Origin of the sequence: Paenibacillus sp. MY03, assembly GCF_002165585.1 — a bacterium.
In the GTDB taxonomy this organism is placed as follows: Bacteria; Bacillota; Bacilli; order Paenibacillales; family Paenibacillaceae; genus Pristimantibacillus; species Pristimantibacillus agaridevorans.
This window is the reverse complement of the sequence record NZ_MXQD01000009.1, coordinates 176,926-197,214: the sequence shown is the minus strand read 5'-3', so window position 1 is coordinate 197,214 and position 20,289 is coordinate 176,926. Positions and strand designations below refer to the sequence as shown.

13 protein-coding genes are annotated in these 20,289 nt (G+C 47.6%); 3 read left to right on the top strand and 10 right to left on the bottom strand.

Features of this window, described 5'->3' with window-relative positions; genetic code table 11:
• The first annotated feature begins 35 nt into the window (after window positions 1-35).
• The 3 genes from B1748_RS11310 (at window position 36) to B1748_RS11300 (ending at window position 3,608) form a co-directional block, all read left to right on the top strand.
• Window positions 36-575, top strand: a complete 540-nt coding sequence (locus tag B1748_RS11310) for a helix-turn-helix transcriptional regulator (protein WP_087568006.1) — start codon at window positions 36-38, stop codon at window positions 573-575.
• A 672-nt stretch (window positions 576-1,247) separates the two neighbouring features.
• On the top strand, window positions 1,248-2,408 hold the full coding sequence (locus B1748_RS11305; RefSeq protein ID WP_087568005.1) for a YhgE/Pip domain-containing protein: 1,161 nt from the start codon (window positions 1,248-1,250) through the stop codon (window positions 2,406-2,408).
• A 21-nt stretch (window positions 2,409-2,429) separates the two neighbouring features.
• Window positions 2,430-3,608, top strand: coding sequence for a YhgE/Pip domain-containing protein (locus tag B1748_RS11300; RefSeq protein WP_087568004.1), 1,179 nt, complete (start codon window positions 2,430-2,432; stop codon window positions 3,606-3,608).
• Between the two features lie 62 nt (window positions 3,609-3,670).
• Here the strand turns inward: B1748_RS11300 and B1748_RS11295 are convergent, their stop codons facing one another.
• The 10 genes from B1748_RS11295 to B1748_RS11250 all read right to left on the bottom strand — a co-directional run bounded on the left by B1748_RS11295 (window position 3,671) and on the right by B1748_RS11250 (window position 20,190).
• Complete coding sequence (locus B1748_RS11295) at window positions 3,671-4,642, bottom strand: aldo/keto reductase (protein ID WP_087568003.1); 972 nt, start codon at window positions 4,640-4,642, stop codon at window positions 3,671-3,673.
• 45 nt (window positions 4,643-4,687) lie between these two features.
• Window positions 4,688-5,680, bottom strand: coding sequence for a Gfo/Idh/MocA family protein (locus B1748_RS11290; protein WP_087568002.1), 993 nt, complete (start codon window positions 5,678-5,680; stop codon window positions 4,688-4,690).
• Between the two features lie 20 nt (window positions 5,681-5,700).
• The gene (locus tag B1748_RS11285; RefSeq protein ID WP_087568001.1) at window positions 5,701-10,944 is read right to left on the bottom strand and encodes a CBM96 family carbohydrate-binding protein; all 5,244 of its coding nucleotides are present in this window, start codon (window positions 10,942-10,944) and stop codon (window positions 5,701-5,703) included.
• Between the two features lie 40 nt (window positions 10,945-10,984).
• Window positions 10,985-12,103 carry a Gfo/Idh/MocA family protein gene (locus B1748_RS11280; RefSeq protein WP_087568000.1) on the bottom strand — a complete coding sequence of 373 codons (1,119 nt, stop codon included), beginning with the start codon at window positions 12,101-12,103 and terminating at the stop codon, window positions 10,985-10,987.
• Between the two features lie 30 nt (window positions 12,104-12,133).
• A complete protein-coding gene (locus tag B1748_RS11275) occupies window positions 12,134-13,714 on the bottom strand; it encodes an FAD-dependent oxidoreductase (RefSeq protein ID WP_087567999.1) in 1,581 nt (526 codons plus the stop codon).
• A complete protein-coding gene (locus B1748_RS11270) occupies window positions 13,692-14,390 on the bottom strand; it encodes an SGNH/GDSL hydrolase family protein (RefSeq protein ID WP_087567998.1) in 699 nt (232 codons plus the stop codon). Before B1748_RS11270 ends, B1748_RS11275 begins: the two co-directional genes overlap by 23 nt.
• Window positions 14,391-14,396: 6 nt before the next feature.
• A complete protein-coding gene (locus B1748_RS11265) occupies window positions 14,397-15,233 on the bottom strand; it encodes a carbohydrate ABC transporter permease (RefSeq protein ID WP_179215531.1) in 837 nt (278 codons plus the stop codon).
• Window positions 15,226-16,125, bottom strand: a complete 900-nt coding sequence (locus tag B1748_RS11260) for a carbohydrate ABC transporter permease (RefSeq protein WP_087567996.1) — start codon at window positions 16,123-16,125, stop codon at window positions 15,226-15,228. The genes B1748_RS11265 and B1748_RS11260 overlap by 8 nt, the downstream gene beginning before the upstream one ends.
• A 59-nt stretch (window positions 16,126-16,184) precedes the next feature.
• A complete protein-coding gene (locus B1748_RS11255; protein ID WP_179215530.1) occupies window positions 16,185-17,540 on the bottom strand; it encodes an ABC transporter substrate-binding protein in 1,356 nt (451 codons plus the stop codon).
• Window positions 17,541-17,622: 82 nt separating this feature from the next.
• Window positions 17,623-20,190 (bottom strand): glycoside hydrolase family 2 protein, encoded by a 2,568-nt coding sequence (locus tag B1748_RS11250; RefSeq protein ID WP_087567994.1) that lies wholly within the window; start codon window positions 20,188-20,190, stop codon window positions 17,623-17,625.
• Between the last annotated feature and the right edge of the window lie 99 nt (window positions 20,191-20,289).

The following is a 20,289-nucleotide window of genomic DNA, read 5'->3' as shown; positions in this document are numbered from 1 at the left end:
GATCAGGAAAACAAAGGGACGGAGGTCGCCAAAGCATGTCGCTTCAAATCTTTATTCTCGGAATCTTATGCGAGGGACACCGTCATCCTTATGACATCAAAAAGATGTTTAAGCAAGAAAGTCTCGCTCCGGAAATCCGTATTACCGATGGCACGCTTTATTATCATTTCGAAGCGCTGACGAAACGGAAATTCGTCGAAAAAATGACGACCTCTCGGGAAGAGAACCGCCCGGAACGAACCTTATATGGCATTACCGAGCTCGGTCGGGAAGCTCTTGTCGAGATGATCTATAAAAGCTTTCGAAATTTCAAAGAGGTCAGCGATCTATACCCCTGCATCCTGTTCATCCACCACGTGAACCGTGAACGGGTCATTGGCATGTTGGAGGAATGTATTGAGGCCATGAACAAAAAAATCCGCCGATATGAGACAATTTGGAACGATGTGCCTCCGGAATCCAATGAGCATCCCATTGTTTTAAATGCCAAAAACTTGCAAGAGCATGCAATGAACAGGGCCAAGACGGACCTTGAATGGCTCGAAAGGGTGCTCGAACGCACCAGGCCCAATTAATTGCCAACTCTATAAACGCCAACCCTAATCGTTTTCTCCACATCCAATGCCGTCGATCGCGGATAGTCGCGGACGGAATTCAATAATGACAATTTGTTCAAAAACGGCCAAAAGTGACGCTAATGTCTGTTCGATCACCCCTTCTCACGAATAAGTGGAAAAACGCCCTCTAATATCCCCCTTTCCACCCTTGCTTGCGCTTTAGAGGGAAATCCTCCCTCTAATCCAGGCCGAATCACGGCATTCGGGCAGAATCCCCCCGATTATAGGGAGCTTTTCCCTCTATGCCGAACCGATGGCCGGATTTGTCCATATTAATGGGAGCTTTTCCTTCTATTTTCTGATGCGATATGCGGTACGCGGCATCCGGCATGCGGTGCGTGGCATGCGACATGTGGTGCGCTGCATGCGACGTCCGGTACGTGGTGTTAGCCTCTCCTCGCCTTGCAGCTTAGGTTGAGGATACGTCGCTGCCTTAGCCATATGCTTTCCTATACGTGAAACATACACTGCGAAGACGCCCAATTAGGGCGTCTTTTGCTGTTTTCAAGCCTGTCCGGGTTTGCTTCCCCTCTTGACAAGAAAGAGCTTACACAGTTATCCTTCAATTTATATTACTTTAATTAGAGTAATCAGTCTAGAGGTTTTCCAGGAGAGAGGAGTTCAGAAGGAATGAAGAACATACTGACGTTGTTCAAGCAGAAAATGGTTATCGGCGGCATCTTCATGGCGGTCTTTTATCAAATCGTCTTTATTACCATCTACATGAGCGGTTACGGCGCGATGTCGGATAATTTGGACCAGCTCAGCGTCGCCATCGTGAACGAGGATGAACAATACGGCAAGGAGATCGCCGACTCCTTGGGGTCCCAGCTACCGTTCAAGCTCATTACGAATGTGAACCTGGCGGATGCGCAACAGGAATTGGACGATCGAGACCTCCATATGATCATTCATATTCCGGAGAACTTCACCGAGAAGCTCCAGACGGAGGGCGAGCAGGCTCCGCTGGACTTCTTCATTAACCAGTCGACTCCGGCAATGGTCGCTTCTTCGATGCAGCAAGTAGCGACTCAGTTGACGTCTACGTTGAATCAACAATTCGCCGTACAGAACGCCGAGCGGCTCCTGCTCGCGCATAACATGCCCGAAGAGCAAGCCAAGGCGCTTGCAGCCGGCATTGCGACGAAGCTCGCTTCAGAGATCAACCTGTCGAATCCGATTCCGGCCGGCATGCAGAACCAGGTGGCTCCAGTGTTTTTGTCCATGGTTTCACTCGTCGGCGCGATGATTTTCGCCATGCTGGGAACAGGCGCAGCCCAAAGCCTCGCCCCTTCCATGGGCAAATGGCATGCTTTTCTCGCCTTTCACGGAGTCAGCGCCATTGTCTCGGTCATTGCCCCGGTCGTGGGCCTAGCGATCGCATTCTGCTTTCATGGCTACGGCTTTGAAACCTTCTTCAAGATGTGGGGGCTGCACGCGCTCGAGATGTTCGCCGCAATCGAATTTATGGGCATCTTCTTCTTCCTTGCAGGGCAAGCGGGGATGCTGATCTCCTTATTTTTTATCCTGGTTCAATCCATTACAAGCGGATTAATGATGCCTCAAGCTATCATGCCCGACTTCTACCGAATCATTAGCTATATTTCCGTCATGTACTACAGCGGGCAATCCGACTTAAGTCTTATGTTCGGAGGGGGCAAGACAGGCGAGCACATCCTTGGCCTCGTTCTAATTGCCGCCGCGGCCATCCTGATTAATACGCTGATTTATTGGCGGAAGACGGCCGCGAAGCAGGTAGCCGAACCCGCTCGCGTCTTCGCAACCGATTAATTAAGAAATGAGGTGCCGTCCATGAGAAACGTATTCGCTCTTTTAACTAATAAGGCCTTCATCACCGGCTTTGTTATGCTGCTGATTTTCCAGTCCATGATGCTGCTGGTTTTCCTGCCGGGTTACACGGCCATTCCGAAGAATCTGCCCGGCTTGACTGTAGCTCTGCTCAATCACGACAAGGGAGAGGCGGGAGCGCAGATCGCCGAAGGACTAAGCGGGCAGCTGCCCTTTAAGCTGGATACCTCCTCCTCGCTTGAGCAGGCTCAAAAAGATCTGGACAATCGCGACATTCATATGATTATTCAAATCCCCGAGAACTTCTCGGAGAAGATTGGCGATATAAGCGAACAAGTGAATCTGAACTTCTTCATTAACCAATCCAATCCTTCCACCACGGCGTCGACGATGCAGTCCGTCGTCACTCAGGCGACCGACGCGCTGAACGCTCAGTTTGCGGTTCAAACGATTCAAGGCACGCTGCAACAGCTGAGCGTCGGCGAAGAGGAAGCCGCGGCGTTGGCAGCAGGCATTCCATCCAAGGTAGCCGCCAATATCGAGCTTACGAACGAGGTTCCGCCGGGCATGCACAATCTGATGGCGCCCATGTTCCTTGTCATGTCTATCTACACCGGGGCCATGATGTACACCATGATCTCCCTTAACGGCTTCCATGCGCTTAAGCGCAGGATGGGCAAGTGGCAATCGTTCTTCGCGCTTCAAGGCGCGCATGTCGTCGTATCGATACTCGCGCCGCTGGCCGGACTCGCCATCTACTTCCTGATGCAGGAGCATTCCGCGGCGTCCTTCTTCGGCGTTTGGCTGACGCATTCGCTGGAGACGCTGGCGTCCATTGAATTCATGACAATCCTCTTCATGCTGTTCGGCCAGATGGGTTCGATCGTCAACATTCCGATCATGCTGTTTATGACGATCGCGAGCGGCGCGGTCATGGCGCCCCAGATGATGTATCCGTTCTTCAAGTTTATTAGTCAGTGGACGGTTATGTATTATCCGGTTCATCTGGACTTCAACTTCCTCTTCGGAGGGGGAGGAACGGGAGAGCTTCTGCTCAAGCTGGTACTATATGCCGTCGTTTGTATGGGCATCGCGCTTGGCCTGCATTTCTGGAAATACAACAAAAAAGCTACCCCGCCGCCTGCTCTGGATGGAGCTACGGCTGTGCAGCCTGTAAGCTAGGAATGTCAATGCATATACAAAATGGCGATGCTAAGGTTATCTTAGCACCGCCATTTTTTGCTTCAGGGAGCCTCCAACATACGAATAACATCAAAGTCAAGCTGCACGTCAACTGCTGCCATGCTATCATCCAGTTGAGTTATACTCTTGGGGCCAATAACCGGGTATACGGCAAAGCCGTGTGCTGGCGAGAGCATATAAGCAAGTGCAATTCTGGAACAAGATAAATCCCGATCACGAGCTATTTGTTTAACTCGATCAAGACGAGAGAAGTTGACTTCATTGTAGTAATGGCGCCCTACTCCCGAATCGGCTTGATCATCGCCTGCGGCATATTTCCCGCTGAAGAAGCCATTTGCCTGCGAGCTGTAAGGCGTGGCGGACAAGCCGGTTTCCCTGTGATGCGTTATCATCTTTTCATCCATAGATACCAAGGTTGGATCCGACAAATGATGCCGATTTACAGTGGCAAGACTCCACATCATCTGGTTGACGACAAATCCACGTTTGCCGTTTTCCTTGGCATACCGGCGGGCCTCCTGTATCCGCGGAAGCGTCCAATTCGAGCATGCGTAATAACGAATCTTGCCAGCCTTCACCTGCTCCTCAAGAATTTCAATGATTTCAGCAATCGGTTTTGAAGGATCATCCCTGTGCAGATAATACAAATCGATCGTATCCGTCCGTAGATTACGCAGACTTTGGTGCAAATCCGACACAATGTCTTCTCGTTGCAGACGAAGGAAAGGGCCATTGTTCAAAAGAGGGCATGCCCCTTTCGTTCCAATGACGATGTCCTGACGATTGCCGCGCAGCTGCATCCATTTGCCCAACGTTTTCTCGCTAATGCCTTTAATAGGCCATTGCCAATCCGCATAATTTAATGAAGTGTCCAGGAAGTTGCCTTGTTCATCGTAAAAACGATCTAACATACGGAACGATTCGGTTTCATTAATGCTGCTCCCGAACAAAGCTGTACCAAGAGCCAGTACAGAAGCATTTAAATCCGTATCTGGCAACGCGCGCCTTTGCATATATACTCCCACCTTTTTTGATCCTACCAAATTCCCGATCTCGTTTTATGACCAATCCATGTATTGTTCTTTCCCGGAAACAGCGGACGCATAAACCTTCTCGAGAATCGCGATAATGTCTCTGCCGTACGATGGCGGGCAGCCTGTATCCCCGCCGCTTGAGATAGCTTGCAGCAAATCCATGTACTGCAATTCAAAGGGGGAGACGGAGCGGGGCACTTCCACTCGCTCGTAAGGGCCTCCGGCGCTTAACCACAAGCTATCCCCCGTCATCAGCTTAAGCATCCCCTTCGTGCCGATAACTTCCGTCTCATTGCGCGCCGCCCCGACATACCCGGCTTGCACTATCGAAGCGGGCATTCCGTTCTCCAGTTCCAGATAAATCAAGCCGCTTCCCTCCACATCTCCTCTGTTGCCGTTATGGCTGATCGACGCATTTACCTTGCATACCCGGCTCCCGGTCAGCCACTGGATTTTGTCGATGGAATGCGTACCTAGATTGGCTAATATGCCTCCGCCCGATTTCTTCTTCTCTAGAAACCAATCCGGTCTGGAGTCCCGGAAATAATCGGTGTGACGAACATCGTGAATCATAACCAAATCACCGATGAGTCCGCTATCGATCATCAATTTGGCTTGTATATTCTCCGCCATGTAATGTTGTGTATGGCCTACCAATACGCAAACTTCCCCAATTTGTGCCGCTTGTATGATCTCATCGCACTCGTCGACGGTTAACGCCATCGGCTTCTCCAGCATCATGTGGCAGCTATTCGAAGCAGCGAAAAGCGCGGCTTCCTTATGCAAGTAATGCGGCAACGCGATCGCGACAATGTCCGGACGTTCCCGCTGGATCATCTCCCGATAATCCAGATATGCCGGAATTCCGTATTGAGCCGCCGCCTCCTCCACTCGTTCCGCGTTTAGATCCGCAACTGCACATGCACGCAGACCCTCCAGCTCTGCAACCGCGCTAAAGTGACGGCCAGCAATCGCGCCAGCTCCAATAACGGCAACCGTTAGCTCGGCTTTTGCCATAATGTATCGACGCTCCAATTCTAGTAGGATAATAAGAAGCTGGGTTTAATGATTCCGTTGCTGCTGTTAAAATCCATATAGCTTGTTGTGCTGTTATCTTCCATGACGACAACCAGACTTGCCGCTCCTCCCGAACGCATCGATGCATAGATAAAGTCGCTGATATCCCATTCATATACGGCTGCCGTTGGTCCAACCGGAATCGTATCCAGCTTGAATGCGGATATCCCTACACCCGTTACGTCGCCTGTCGTTGGATGATGGTTAGGAGCATTATTGAAAGTAATGGCGGTTGACGTCCAGCTATTATCGATAATCCCGTAAACCGTAATCGGAATTTCCTCCAGCGATGTCGTGTTTTTTCCATACAAACGCAATACGGCTTCATTAACGCGGCCCGTCTTAATCGATTCCAAATCGATTTTTAAGTAGGATTTTCGGTCAGCTCCCGTGCCGCTTGCATTTTTTACTACGAGATGGGTAGAGTATTCCAGATTGCTGTTGGCATACGTGCCTCCCCAAATAAAGGCGGATTGGTCGATCTGTTGAACAACCGGCCGATACATGGATAATGTCGGCGGTTTGTTGCCTAAACGTCCGTCAACCGTTAGCAGCACATTGCCGTCGGTTTCATCCACCAGGATAAAACTGGCCGTTTGCCCGGAGAGTCTGTCCTGCAAAAACTTGCTTACATCTATCTCGTAATTTCTGTTCGTCCCGGAGGCCAGAACGGTGGCGATAGGTACCGCGGCATCGGGAATATCTGTAATGGTTGTATCTCCCGATTCATGATTGGAGGAATTGCTCCAGGTTAAGCCGGCTTCCGTCCAGCTATCATCCATAATTCCGTAGACGCTGATGGGTATGTTCGTATTTGGACTGGTCGATGAAGCCTGAAAACGTAGTACTCCCTTGCCCAGCTCGGCGGAAGTATATTCGCCCAGATCAAACTGCAAATAAGAGATTCGATCATCCGCCGCATCGGGAGCATCCATAATCTGCATCTCTGCAGCTCCCATCTGAGGCGAAGCACTGTACGCCCCGCCACGGACATAAGTCGTATCCTCGGCTACAATATCTAAACTTTCTTTGATCGTCAGCTGCGGCGGTCTAGAACCGCTTTCTTTGCTCGGAATAAAGATCCAGTCATTCGTATTATGATCCGCCGCAATCATAAAGCTGACAAATTTGTTATCAAGCCCGTGGGTCTGGACAAAATCGGTAACATCAACCTCATGCCACGCATAATTGGCATCTTCAAGGCTGATCGTATCGATGTAATAGGCGGTTGAACCTTCACCCGTAATTATCGTTTTGCCTGATCCGTCACTTGCGATATTAGGCGCATTCGTCCAGGTCAAGGACTGCTCATCCCAGCTGTTATCCACAATTCCATAGATCGATAATTCCACGGGGTTGTACGGTGCGGCATTATCATAAGCATAAAATCGGAATGTAGATTCCGACACATGATTGCCCGAATAGTTATTTAAATCGAATTTCACATAGGATACCATGTCGCCGCCATTGGCTCCCGTATTTCTGACTCCCATCGTCGAATATTCGCCAAAGACCCGATTCGGCTCTTGTTCCCTGGCATAGGTATCCTCAGATGCATTTACTTTGTATGCCTGATTGCTTAATGTCGGGGCAGCTTTGAGCGGTGCAACAATCGTAATGTATTCCCCTTCTCTTGTGAACGGATAAGCTTCCCCATCGACGTTGACTTGGGTAAAAACTTCGTCGCCCGCGTAGAAGGTCAACGTGGTCATTCGATATGGAGTCGAATCATTAACCTCATTCTCAATGTTAATGATGCCAGTATCGTAAGCGATAGATAAGCCGCGCAAAATCTCGTCGCTGTGAGCATATAGCTTATAATCGATCATCAAACGATTGTCGTTGCTAATCTCCAGGTTCACCATATCCTGATTCGCATTCCGCCTAAGAAGCATAAAGCTGGCTTCCTCGGTTGCATGGCTAATATCATATTGGATAATGACTTCTTCGCCGTCATCCTTCGTAACGCGAACGCCATCGGGTGTATTCAGCATTTGGGCAATCCCATTGGTCGCCCCGGGAGAATATTCATGGATAGCGACAAATTCTCCATCCCCCTCAACGGTCTGACGGGCAGCGAGAACTGGAATTTTAATATTTTGCTTATTCGCCGTACCATAGGATCGTGCCTCGAATACATCCATCTGCCGATCATTCAGCATCGTGATTCGATAGGATTTGTTTGCATCCGTATCATCGGTGAAATCCGCCGACCAGTTCCCTGTCGTTGTTCCTTGACCGAACAGATCGGTATACTGGTAGCCGTTAGCCGTTCCCAAACTCCCAGTTTGAGGAATTGTAGCAAGACTCAGCTCCATCGTGCTATCAGGCACGCGAGCGAACCAGTCAAACGTTACCTCATCATACGTACGCAATTTGAATACATCCAGCATCCAGTCATCGACGCTTATTAGCGCTCTCCGATATTGCTGAACATCGGCGAAGATACCATCCGCTGCCGCTGCGCTGTAATGCATGGAATTGGTATGGCCCAATGTCAGGAACGAACCGCTGATTCCAGCTTGATTCGCATCCGGAACGACAACCGTATTATGGGCGGCAGACATTCGATAATAATTTTCCGCTGAATCAGTGCCATACGGACTGATCCCCAGATCATCCAGCCATACCCGGTCATTCCCGTAAGTCGTAATATTCAGCTTATCGTAATGGTCGTGAGAGCCGGTAAACATGCCGTAATCCATCGTACTCATATAAGTTTGTCCATTATAATGATTTCGGGTAAGCACGGTTCCGATGGCGCTCATGTTAGCATCATGAAGAATGAACGGCTCCGCCGAGTACGGAATTTGGCGATAGCCGGTTAACAGGGAAAACAGATCGGCATCGCTTCTCTCGACCGTCGTATAAGCCTGGTTAAGGAAAGATCTGTACTGGGATGAAGCAGCTTGATATTCTCTGTCGGCCGTTTCCATCATCCATAAATAAATGGGGGTTATGAGATTCGGCTTATAAGGAGAATCGTTATTCGCTTGCATTGTTAAATCCGGATAAGGCAAATTCAACATTGTATCAAACATGGACTTCAGCTTGTTGTTCCCCGTATACAGATTCTCGCCTACATTGCTTCCGAAACGCTGCGCGGCATCCGCCAGGAATATATATTCCTTTAGAACAAAACCGTGATAACTCGGCGTACCCTCAAACCAGAAACCGTCCTCGCCTACACCGTAATCCAGCAATTCATTGAACATCCCCATTGCTTCTCCTGCTTGCGCGGTCGGCGTATAACCTTCTTTCGCTTCTGTTATCAAGTCCGGATCATCATACAAATAACCGATCAAGCCTAGCGCAGTGTCTTGAATAACCTGGAAATTAGTTGTGCTGAAGCTGCGCTTCATAACATCGGCCGAAGGGTACAGCATGTCCTCTCGAATCGCTTTCTTATATGCGGCGTCAAACACGCCGGAGTTATACAAATTATCCACTGCATACACCATTGGCGTAACAAAATAAGCTCCCTCACTCAGTACGGAATAAAACACCCTCGAGGCGATTGGCCTAATTGGAGTAACGACGTCATGCAGCGCGTATTGCGGGTATTTATCTGCAAACTCTTTGACGATCTCCCCCGCTTTTTCGGCATAAGCGGTTTCGCCCGTCAGCACATACAAGTAGGACAAATACATGGCAGCATCCGTGTGGTATTGAATCCATTTTGAATACCAGCCTTTTGCAATCGCTTTCATTTGATCTTCGGTCGCGGTCTCGTTAGCCAAGCTAATAATCAAATCATCCGAAGGGTCGTTCGGATCAATGCCGGGCGATTTGAACTCTGCGACCTGATAATACGTGTCATAGTCATACCCCATGGCGATAATATCCTGGTAAGACTTGTATTCAAAGATCAAAGCTACATTGTTAATGGGATCGGTAAATCGATTCTCCCAGATATAATTCGAATCCGGGATGAGCTCTATATCCCTGGTCAACCACCCATCGTATCTCGACTTGTAGTTATTCACGACATCCTGGGCCCAGCGATAACCGAATATTGTATCTCTAATCGACTTTACATGAATAAAATGAGGGCGGGTATTCGACAGTTCTCCTTCATTCAGCTCAAAGTTATCGATGTAGGCTTCATCGATCCCTAGCGGCGAATTAAGCTCCACATATAAAGCAATAACGACATCGCTGCTTGCATAGCTGCCGAGAGCGCTCGCAAAATCTACTCCTTCTGAAGTCCCTAGCTCCCATTCCGTAATCGGATCCGGATTTATGCTGCCATCATGCCAGGTATGATTAGAAAGTTCGGTTGCCGTATACATACTGGCACCACCCGCAGTCGATGACAGGCTGTCCCATTCCGACTCAGGGAGAATCACAAGCCTCAGTACATTGCTATGTTCGGTCAATGAGTTAAATAGCTGATAGTCTGCCGTCGCTATCAAATCAGCGGGTCCGGTAAAGAAAGAGGGCAGCGTCAGCCTTTGTCCCAGAAGCACGGCTCCTTTGGATGCGGCCGTTCCGGTTACTTTCAGGAAATGCCCTGGCACGCCCCCTTCATCTTCTACCGTAACCGTAAAGTCCGGGTCGGCTAAAGCGTCCGTCTTGGCGTACTTAACCTCCCAACCGCCGGCCGTTGAAAGCTCAGCGTCCAATGTCGTTTCAAAGCCCGTATCCATAAAGCTTGCTCCGCCCGTGTATGCAAGGCGAAGCTTGCTTATATACACGGGAGAAGAACCAGCCGTCCAGCTTATCTTCATATAGTTGGCGTTCTGTATCCCTTGCAGCTCGAATACCAGACGATTCCACGAGCCATCCCGAACCCCTTCATTGACAAGGGTTGGATTAACGGCGGTATAGTTGATCTGGTCCTCTGAAATTTGAAAGTCAATAGACGGCAAAGCCAGAGAAGGATCAACATAAGCAACTACTATCAACGATCTTATATCATTTGCTTGATAGATCATCTGGGGATTCGAACCATTGTCGGATACGAAAGAGGAATCATCTTCAACATAACTGGCTCCAGGATCGGTTTCATCTCTGACAACGATATCCGAATGGGAATAAAGCATAGTCAAATCATTAAATTCGTCCTGGAGAATTAACCCGCCATCATCCTCATTCAGCGGATATGCGGCAGCCACGTTTGATGCGGAAGGATGAAATGCAAGATGAGAACTCACACAAAGCATAGCCAGCAACAGCAACGCCCACTTGCGTAATTTTTTCATTTTAACTCACCTCTGCTATTTTGGAATTGTTAAAAAGCGATCATTCAACAACCTCTTGATAGGATTTGGTTACAGCCGCCTCCTTGGCTTTCAGGCAAAGGAGAGCACTGCGTAAACCTTCTTGCAAGGTGCTTATTGAAGCTTCTTTTCCTTTCATCACAGCAATAAAATTGGCGGCTAAATGCGCATCTCCGCCGAAATGTCCATCCCCTTCGCCGAATTGATACCGATCCACTTGTTCCTTATGATGATGAATCACGGTTATGGAGCCTGTAATAAAATCGAAATCGACGGTTCCCTTGTAACCAACGACTCGAGCTCCACGAGTACCTGCTTCGCGCCGGACTATGAAGTTTTGCGTATAACTGAGATGAACGCCATTCTCGTATTCGATAAGCGCGCTGCCCGAATCTTCATTCCCCGTATCCTCTGCGAAGCAGCAGTACGGCCAATTCTGTTCCTCATTCGTACCGACCGTGCTCTCCTCGCAGGTCCGATTATCTTCGCAGTCCTTGCATCGCAGACCCGCAGGCTTCTGTCCTTTGAAAACCAGCTTCGAGGTTACCGCGCAGACCCTTATCGGCCTCGAACCAATAATATGCATTAAATAATCAAAGTCGTGGGTAGCCTTCTGCAGAAACATTCCGCCCGTTATGGATTCATCGCGATACCAAGCATGATAATAAACGCCGCCGTAAGGTACATTATTGGTAGCTTGCACATGGGCAATTTCGCCGATTTCACCCGATTCTACAATGGCCTTGACCTTCTGCACGATAGAGGTTAAACGAAGCGGATGGGATACGACGACAGGCGTATGGCTGTAGATTTCCGCTGCCTTGTGCAGCTCCTTCCACTGCTCCATCGATGTCGATACGGGCTTTTCCAAATAAAGAGGGATGCCATACGGCAATACCTCTAATGCATACGCGGTATGCTCGGAGCAGCGCGTACCGATCATGATGCCGTCAAGCTTTTGGGCCGCCAACATCTTGGATACCGTTGGAAAATTGGGAATAGGCAGACCGTCCTCATCCACAAGATCCGGAAATTCGAGAACATCTACGATCCCTGCTATACGAACAGCGGGATCCAGCAGCTTTATATGTCTAATCACCTCTTTCATTCGAAGCCCGTATCCGATAACACCTAATCTCAAGTTTGACTCCCCCCTTTTGTGAATTTCCGACTACAACGCTCCTATGGATGGCCAATGCAGCTCAATCCCCGCTCTTTCCAGCCCCGTTTGGAAGTCTTGCAGAAGCATCTTATTATTCCTTACCTGGCTTGGCGTTACATTGCGATCCAAGCAATAGGAAGCAATTGCCCCGGCGGCCTCTCCAATGTTCCATTCCACGGGATGCAGACGATAACAGCCGTTCGTAAGGTGGGTGACCCCAATATTTTTGGAAGCGGCTAGCAGATTGCGAATGCGTACGGGAATTAAACTGCCCAGCGGGATTTGGAACGGATAACTGGATAAATCGATATAAGGTCTCCCCCCCAAACTAGGGTGCAGGTCAATCCGGTACGCCCCGATCCCGACCGTATCGTCAAATCGCTCGGCCCCGGCAGCCCCTCTGATATCAGCGCTAACCATTTGCTCGACGACCGTAAATTCCGCTTGAATTCTTCTGGATTCTCTAATATAAGGATATTTGGCCAACCCGTCCTCCGTGCCCACGGCATCCTTGCATAACTTAATACCGGGATAACCTTGTTTCCCGTCGGGGCGCGGCGCTTCCGTCTGCATCCAATACAACAACGAAAGACTTAACTGTTTGGCGCCTTCCAAATGACGTTGTTTCTCCTCTTCGCTTACATCGATGATGGATCCGAGCCAGTAGTCGTTCTGCGGCCAGTTCACGATAACGATATCGCTATCGTAAGTGCCAGGCATAAAGTTGTTTTTATCAATAATTCTGCGATAGGTCCATCTCGATGTCGGCCCGCCCTCTATTGGGAAAAAGGGGTATTCCGTCGGCTCTAAAGTGATATAATGCGGAACTTGCCAGCTGAGAAGTTTTCCTGTCCAAAATTGCGTGTTGGAGTAGTCTCTCCAAAAATCGTATTGCGCAGGTTTCTCGATCGTATGGTCTTCGCCCTCATGGTAAGTAATGGCGTAACAATACGTAATCGGCTGCATATCCATTGGGTCTGCAGGGCCCGCCAGAGCATGCGGCTCGCCTGTCTGGGCCTGCGACTCCGAGCCTGTTACATATTCGGCGGAAGCAAGCGGCAACAAATCTCCGCATTCCGTGGCGTCCAGGAAGTATTCCGCCGTTAATACGATTTGATGATTCAATAAGCCGTTGCGAACCGTAACGGCTATGATTTCATCGCCGTTCAATTCAACCGATTCAGGTTTATATTGATACAAAATTTTCAACTTTCCGCTATGGATATAAGGAGCCAACATTTGATGAAAAACGGCCAACGATGCTCTTGGCTCGTGGCAAAGCCGACTCACTACGCCATTGCCGGGATTTAACCGATCCAGGGCTCTAGCCTCGGGGGTAAGCGGAAAATGATTGCGGTAGTAGTCGCGAACGAGATTGCGATATTGCCTGTAGCTTCTGGTACAACCGAACTGCTCGATCCAGGGATGTTCATCGGGAGGCACCGCCTGGCTGGTAAATTGCCCGCCAATCCAATCCGTTTCCTCTGTCATAAGGACATGTTTTCCCGTACGACAAGCCGAAAGAGCTGCGGCGCAGCCCCCAATCCCTCCGCCAATGATGACAATATCACTTTTCATTTCTTGAAACATGACCTTCTCCCCCGCATCCATTCACGATAGTTTCCTTTAAACATTCATAATATAGCTGCTGCCCAAGCAAGGTTGGATGAACGCCATCATCCATTCCTGCATTTTCAATCGTACGAATAAATGATTCTAAACGATGAGTGGAGGCAAGCGCTAATTTCCAATATGCCTCAATATCTGCCACCAAGCAGTCATATTGACCAGCGACATCTCGTATCAACTGATTGTACTCTGCAATCCATTGATTAGCCCCCTTCGTCCCATACCATTGCTGCCGATGCCTATTGTAATAATAGGCATCCGCATTTCCTTCAATAATGGGATGAATGGTGCATAATAGAGATCGAATGTTATGTTCCCTCTGATCCTCGATCATCTTGCTTAGATTGGCTTGAAAGGCGCTTCCTGGAACTTTATTCGTATTAGGCGCTTCCATAACATGATCATTCATTCCAAATTGCAGAATACATAGCTCCGGTTTATGCAACAACACTTCTTCGCGATGTCGTAATAACGCATCTGCCGTTGTTTGCCCCGGAACACCCGCATTATAGGTTTCACACCCTAATGCCTCACCTAACATATGAAGATAAGTATCCTGCGGGGACAAATGAACTCCGGCCGTAATGCTATCGCCAAACCCGACAATTAACCTTAATTTCGAATCGTATCGCTCCATCGCCGTTTATCCTTTCAGCGCTCCGCTAGTAATTCCGTTAATAATATGCTTTTGAAGTATAAAGAAGATAACTAGCAACGGGATCGTCGCCACTACTAATCCCGTCATGGTCAAGGAATAATCGATGAAATGTTCGCCCTGAAACCGCATTAACCCGGATTGGATAGGATGAAGAGCTTTTTCGGTAATGACAAGCGAAGGCAACAGCCATTCATTCCAGATGCTTCTTACATGAAAGATCGTCACGGTTGCAATAGCCGGCCTGACTAGCGGCACTACAATGAACCATAGCTTGGTCCATTTATTGCAGCCATCTACAGTAGCAGCTTCCATCATTTCCTTGGGGATGGAGTCCATAAAATTTTTGACGATAAACACGGTTAGCGGTATTAGCACCGTCGCAAACGGTAAAATAAGTCCCAGTCGATTATTGAGCAGCCCCAGCTCGGCTATTACAATATATTTCGGAATAAAAATGCCCGGCATCGGAATCATCATCGTAACGATGATGGCTCCGAATATCAGGTTTTTAAGTGGGAAACGGTAGAACGCCACAACATATGAAATGCTGATCCCTACCACAATCGCAATCGATACAGAAGTTACGGTGTAAAAAAAACTATTCCAAACGTACCGGGAAAAACCAAATTCAACAATGACCTTGTAGTAGTTGGTCCAAGATGGATGATTCGGGATCAGGGTCGCCAGCAAATTTTCGTTTTTCAAAATTTCGCTATTGGGCTTGAATGTATTGGCGATAATCCATGCAAACGGATAAATACATGTAACGGCGACGGCGATCAGAATGGTATGGAGACTCATTGATTTTGTTTTATTATTCATATAGCTTCGCACCATACCTTCTTGAAAACGTTAATTGAATAACGGAGAACACAATAAGGATGAAACCAAAGAGAACGGATAGGGTAGTGGAATAACCCATTTTGCTGTTCTCAAAAGCTTCCTTATAAATGCGCATGGACGGAACCTCTGTCGCATAACCGGGTCCCCCGTTGGTCATGATGACCACCTGACCGAAGATTTGCATGGAACCCAATACTAACAGAATCATGACAAGGATGATCGTAGGAACCATGAGCGGCAAAGTGACTGATTTAAACGTTTGAAAGCTCGATGCTCCTTCAATGCTCGCAGCCTCATACAGTTGTTTATCAATCCCCGTAAGACCGACGAGGAATAGCAGGAAAAAGGTTCCAAACGTTTCCCAAATAAAGGTTACTCCGACCGCTCCCATAGCTGTACTGCTTTCGGCTAACCAAGCATGCTTGAGCGAGGACAACCCTAAGGCATCCAACGTCTGATTAATAATGCCGAACTTTGGCTCGTACATCCATTTCCAAATCATCCCTACGGCAATTGGAGAAAGTATGGTAGGAATAAAATAGATGATGCGATAGGCGCCGGCTCGAATCACCTTATTGACCAGAATCGCAAGCAATAAAGCCAAAGGAATCTCGAGTCCGATAATGCCAATCGATATTTTAAAAACTCGAATGACGGATTCCCAGAACACATCATCCTCGAATGCCTTATTAAAGTTGCTTAACCCTACAAATTTGGCTTGAGACATCGGTGTATATCCGGACCATTCATAAAAGCTAAGACGATAGCTCTGATAGAAAGGCAACAAATAAAACACAGCGAATAGGGATAAGCCGGGAATCACAAACAAATAGCTTGTGAAATAATCCTTCCATTTAGTAAACGTTTTCAAACCACTTGCCTCCCCTTGTCAAGTAACGCAATTCTGTCAAAGGCACTACTTGTTTTACCTTACTTATTCTTTTCGGCGTACACTTTCATTAATTCTTGTTGAAGCTGCTCCGGAGATTTTTTGCCTTCGACCAATGCTTGAAGTCCTTTCCAGAATTCCTCATAGATATTGGATTCCGTAACTAACGCATGCATTCTTTTTTTGGTCAACTTCTCGCCCAGACCAGCAATTATTTTAATGTTAGAATCCAAATCGGCCTCTGCCAATGCATTGCTGTTGGCCGGCAAAATCCCGCTTAGCTCCGTCATTTTTATTTGCTGCGGACCATCGACGAACCATTTTAGGAAGTCTTTTGTTTCTTGCATGTTTTTATTGTTTTTTGCAACTGTAAAGCTAATCGATACGCCTCCGTCAATGTTCACGTCATTGCTTGTATTTACAGCCGGAGGGAGGGCTACAATCCAATCCAAATCAGGAGCGTCCGACTTAAGCACAGGCACAAACCACGAACCGTTGGAAATGACAGCTACCTCTTCATTGATAAATTTCTTTTCCACGTCTGACATAACTAGCACAGCCGTACCCTCAGCCAAATACTTTTTGTCGCGCAGCTCTGCAATTTTTCCGAATACCTCAAGCCATTTCGGATCTGCTAATCCATCGCCTTTTAACGCTGCCGTCAGCTGCTCTTCCCCGCCGAAAATATTGCTGGCAATCGGAAACACAACCGCATTCATAGAGCCCCAATTATCTCCGAAGTCGTAAGCGATTGGCGAAATCCCTTTAGCTTGTACTTTCTCGCTAAAACTCAGGAACTCATCCCAATTCGTTGGAGCTTGATCGAAGCCTGCATCATTAAGCATCTTCTTATTGTAATAATAGCCCGAGGTAGCGATCATATATGGAATTCCGTATTTGCCTGCTTCGGCGCCCCATGGGTTGCCTTCAGCCAAATCACCTTTGAAGCTTTTCTCTTCGCCAAGCCAATCATAGCCCCATGACTCCCATTCGGGCAGCAAATTTTCGACCAAACCTGCATTTACGAGATTGGCTAACAATTCGCCTTCCAGGGATCCCGCGTAAATATCGGGAAACTTTTTTTCCTGGGCTCTTGTGATCAGATACTGCTGGTTGTTTTTGGCATCAATGAGCGTTTGTTTTACCTTAACCCCGGTCAATTCGAAGTATTCGTTTAACAGTTGGTTGATGGCATCCTCTTGTCCGGTTTGATAATGCACCAGCTCGATCTCCACAGGGTCCTTCTTGTCAGAAGGGGTTTCTGTCGACTGATTGGTGGGACTGGGGTTGTTACCACCCGCGTTGGACTTATTACCGCCACTATTAGACGTACAACCAACAAGCATTGCTACTGCCAATACCATGATGAACACAAGAGAATAAGATTTTTTGACCATTGAACTGCCTCCCTTTTTTAGTATGTTCACTAAATCATTTGTTGCTTTCAAGCCACTCATCAGAACGACTGTTGCAGATCTCTCACCTCCCGGCAGAATGTATCGTCTTGAAATAAATCGAGGACGGATCAACTGCGTCATTGCCCCAAGAGTGTCTTTCTACTTCGAATTGAAGCCTCTCACCGGCAAACAGCACCGAATAATTTTGTTCGCTGAATAAAATTTTTTCGGTCCCTCCATCCATGTATGCGGCTACGATATATAAGGCAGGTATTGGCCCCGTGTTAACAACCTCATAGACTTCAATTGCGTCGTGCCCGCTTTTCCTTACATGACTCCAGCTTAAATCTGCGGATGGAGCTCTAAGCCAGTCAGAGAAATAATGGTTTTGCTTGGTGGAAAACAAATAGGTATTCGATTCCAGATTATAAAAATCATTACTTTTATAGCTTTCTCCTATGAAGAAACCTGATAATCGGACGATGACGATTCCCTCGGACATTGTGGAAACATTCCAATTTAGTGTTTCTAATTTAGTCGAGGAATTACTGCATATAGAATGACTACCCTGTTGAATATGAAACATCTCTCCTTGCGGACTTATGCATTCTATTGTCCAGTTCAGCTCGCCTTCCTCCAAACTATTATGGAAATACAACTCCGGGTAGAAAGGTGTATTCGGATCGATGATCAATTGGTCATATTTCAAAGATAGATGCTGATTTGCAAATGCTTTGCGCACCCAATAATACGCCATTTTGGGTTGGTGATAATAGTCAATCACGCTTGTGCAAGATACGTTTGGATAGGGCTCATTGAATTGCCATACGATACTTCCGCTATTCCGGTACTTTCGGCGTCGATTGGCCTCCAATGCATAACGTAGTCCTTCGGCTTGCGTCCATTGACTCGCTACAACAAATTCCTGCAGGTCATTGATATCGCCGAACATCTCATCCTCACGATCCTTGGTGCACCACCATTCGCCATGATGTCTCCAAACATCGTTTTCCTGCATCGTTTGCACTTTAAGCTCAGCTTTATTGAGGAAACGCAGTATGGAAGCGTACGAAGCAAGTCCATCGACGCCAAATTCGCTGTGAAGCAGACTATCGGAACCGTTGTAAAGTCTGTATTGCTCCACAGGACCGGCATATTTCCAAGGACCATGCACATCGTAGTTTTTGCCGGGATGATCAAGCGATAGAAATTCATTCGGCCCAGAAGCCGAGGTAGGCAAGAAGTATCTGTGAGGATCTAGCTGTTGCACCATGCTTTGAAGCAAAGCAATGTTCTTGTCCTTAACCGTAGAAGGTATTCCGTGCTCGTCTCGCAGTTCATTCCCGCCGCTCCAGCAGGCCAATGAGATATGATTGCGCTTTCTTGTTATTGCCGAATAAGCCGCGCGCTCCAGCATTTTCATAAATCCAGGTTTCTGGGAAGGAATGTTGTCTATACCGGAGCTGGACTGAATAAATTCTTGCCAGATTAGAATGCCGTGCTCATCGCACAACTCATAAAAAATATCCTTTTCGATTATGCCTCCGCCCCATACACGGACGAGATTGACGTTTGCTTTCTTGAGCTTTAGAACGATATCCTCATATCTTTCGTTCGTCACCGCGCCATACATCATATCTAGCGGAGTTAGATTCATTCCCTTAATGTACATGGGTGACGAGTTAACGAATACGGAATAAGGAAAGGCATCTGCAGGAGCCTCCTCATTCGGAATCCATTCCAAGTAACGAAATCCCGTTTTGCCCATCCACTCGTCGATCAGCTCGCCATCATGATAAAGACCGACTTTAACCTGATACAACGGCTGCTCCCCCAAGCCGTTAGGATACCATAACGATATATTCGGAACGTCCATATCGATCTCAAAGCTGCCGGATTGCTGCAAGAAGGCCTTCCATTTGCCCAAGCTTTCACCATTATGTACAACTTCGGCAATTGCAGACCATTCCTCAGATGGATGAATGGAGGCGGAAGCCTGACCCTTTAATGCTCCATGCCAGCGAATGTTGCCCGTTTGTTCCACGTATGAGGTTGTTAATTGAACCTCTCCCCAATAAGCGGATTTGATCACTTTCACATAAACATCATCCCATAGTCCGATCGGAACCAATCTGGTGGAGAAATCCCATTTGTAATTAAATCGGCTTTTCTGCGTGTGCGTTTCTGACGTGTATCCGATTTGTCCCATCTCATCGGGTGCATGCTCGAACAAAACAGTCAGCTCGTTATCCTTCTGGCAAAGGTCGGAGCCTATGGCTAACTCAACCGGTTCAAACATGCCTTCATGCGTAGCGAGGAAATGGCCATTGAAATAAAAATGCGCTTTATAATCGATTCCTTTAAAAATGAGAAGGATTCTTTCGTCCGCTGCAACAGAAATCGAAAAACGAGTCCGATACATCCACCACCGATTTTCCACCCATTCGCATTTCAAACTATTCATATCCTTATAGGGATCGTCAATCCAGCCGGCTTTCCATAAATCATTTTGTACACAGCCTGGCACTTCGGCAGGAAGCCAATCCGTCATTCCCATCAGCTCTTGTTGCGTCTCCAAGCTGTTGCCGAGGAATGGCACATAAGGATAGAATCCCTTCAACTTCCATTCAACAAGTTTCAACAACCTCAAATGTAGGAACCTCCTGTTAGTCTTATCCGCTTCATTATCTTGTATTCTCAATTGATAATTAAACTATAATCCGAAAACCAAGTATTCGTCAATAGAAAT

Excerpts from the sequence above, each read along its gene's own strand:
- B1748_RS11310 (WP_087568006.1), top strand. The coding sequence starts at position 36 with ATGTCGCTTCAAATCTTTATTCTCGGAATCTTATGCGAGGGACACCGT.
- B1748_RS11305 (WP_087568005.1), top strand. The coding sequence starts at position 1,248 with ATGAAGAACATACTGACGTTGTTCAAGCAGAAAATGGTTATCGGCGGC.
- B1748_RS11300 (WP_087568004.1), top strand. The coding sequence starts at position 2,430 with ATGAGAAACGTATTCGCTCTTTTAACTAATAAGGCCTTCATCACCGGC.
- B1748_RS11295 (WP_087568003.1), bottom strand. The coding sequence starts at position 4,642 with ATGCAAAGGCGCGCGTTGCCAGATACGGATTTAAATGCTTCTGTACTG.
- B1748_RS11290 (WP_087568002.1), bottom strand. The coding sequence starts at position 5,680 with ATGGCAAAAGCCGAGCTAACGGTTGCCGTTATTGGAGCTGGCGCGATT.
- B1748_RS11285 (WP_087568001.1), bottom strand. The coding sequence starts at position 10,944 with ATGAAAAAATTACGCAAGTGGGCGTTGCTGTTGCTGGCTATGCTTTGT.
- B1748_RS11275 (WP_087567999.1), bottom strand. The coding sequence starts at position 13,714 with ATGTTTCAAGAAATGAAAAGTGATATTGTCATCATTGGCGGAGGGATT.
- B1748_RS11270 (WP_087567998.1), bottom strand. The coding sequence starts at position 14,390 with ATGGAGCGATACGATTCGAAATTAAGGTTAATTGTCGGGTTTGGCGAT.
- B1748_RS11265 (WP_179215531.1), bottom strand. The coding sequence starts at position 15,233 with ATGAATAATAAAACAAAATCAATGAGTCTCCATACCATTCTGATCGCC.
- B1748_RS11255 (WP_179215530.1), bottom strand. The coding sequence starts at position 17,540 with ATGGTCAAAAAATCTTATTCTCTTGTGTTCATCATGGTATTGGCAGTA.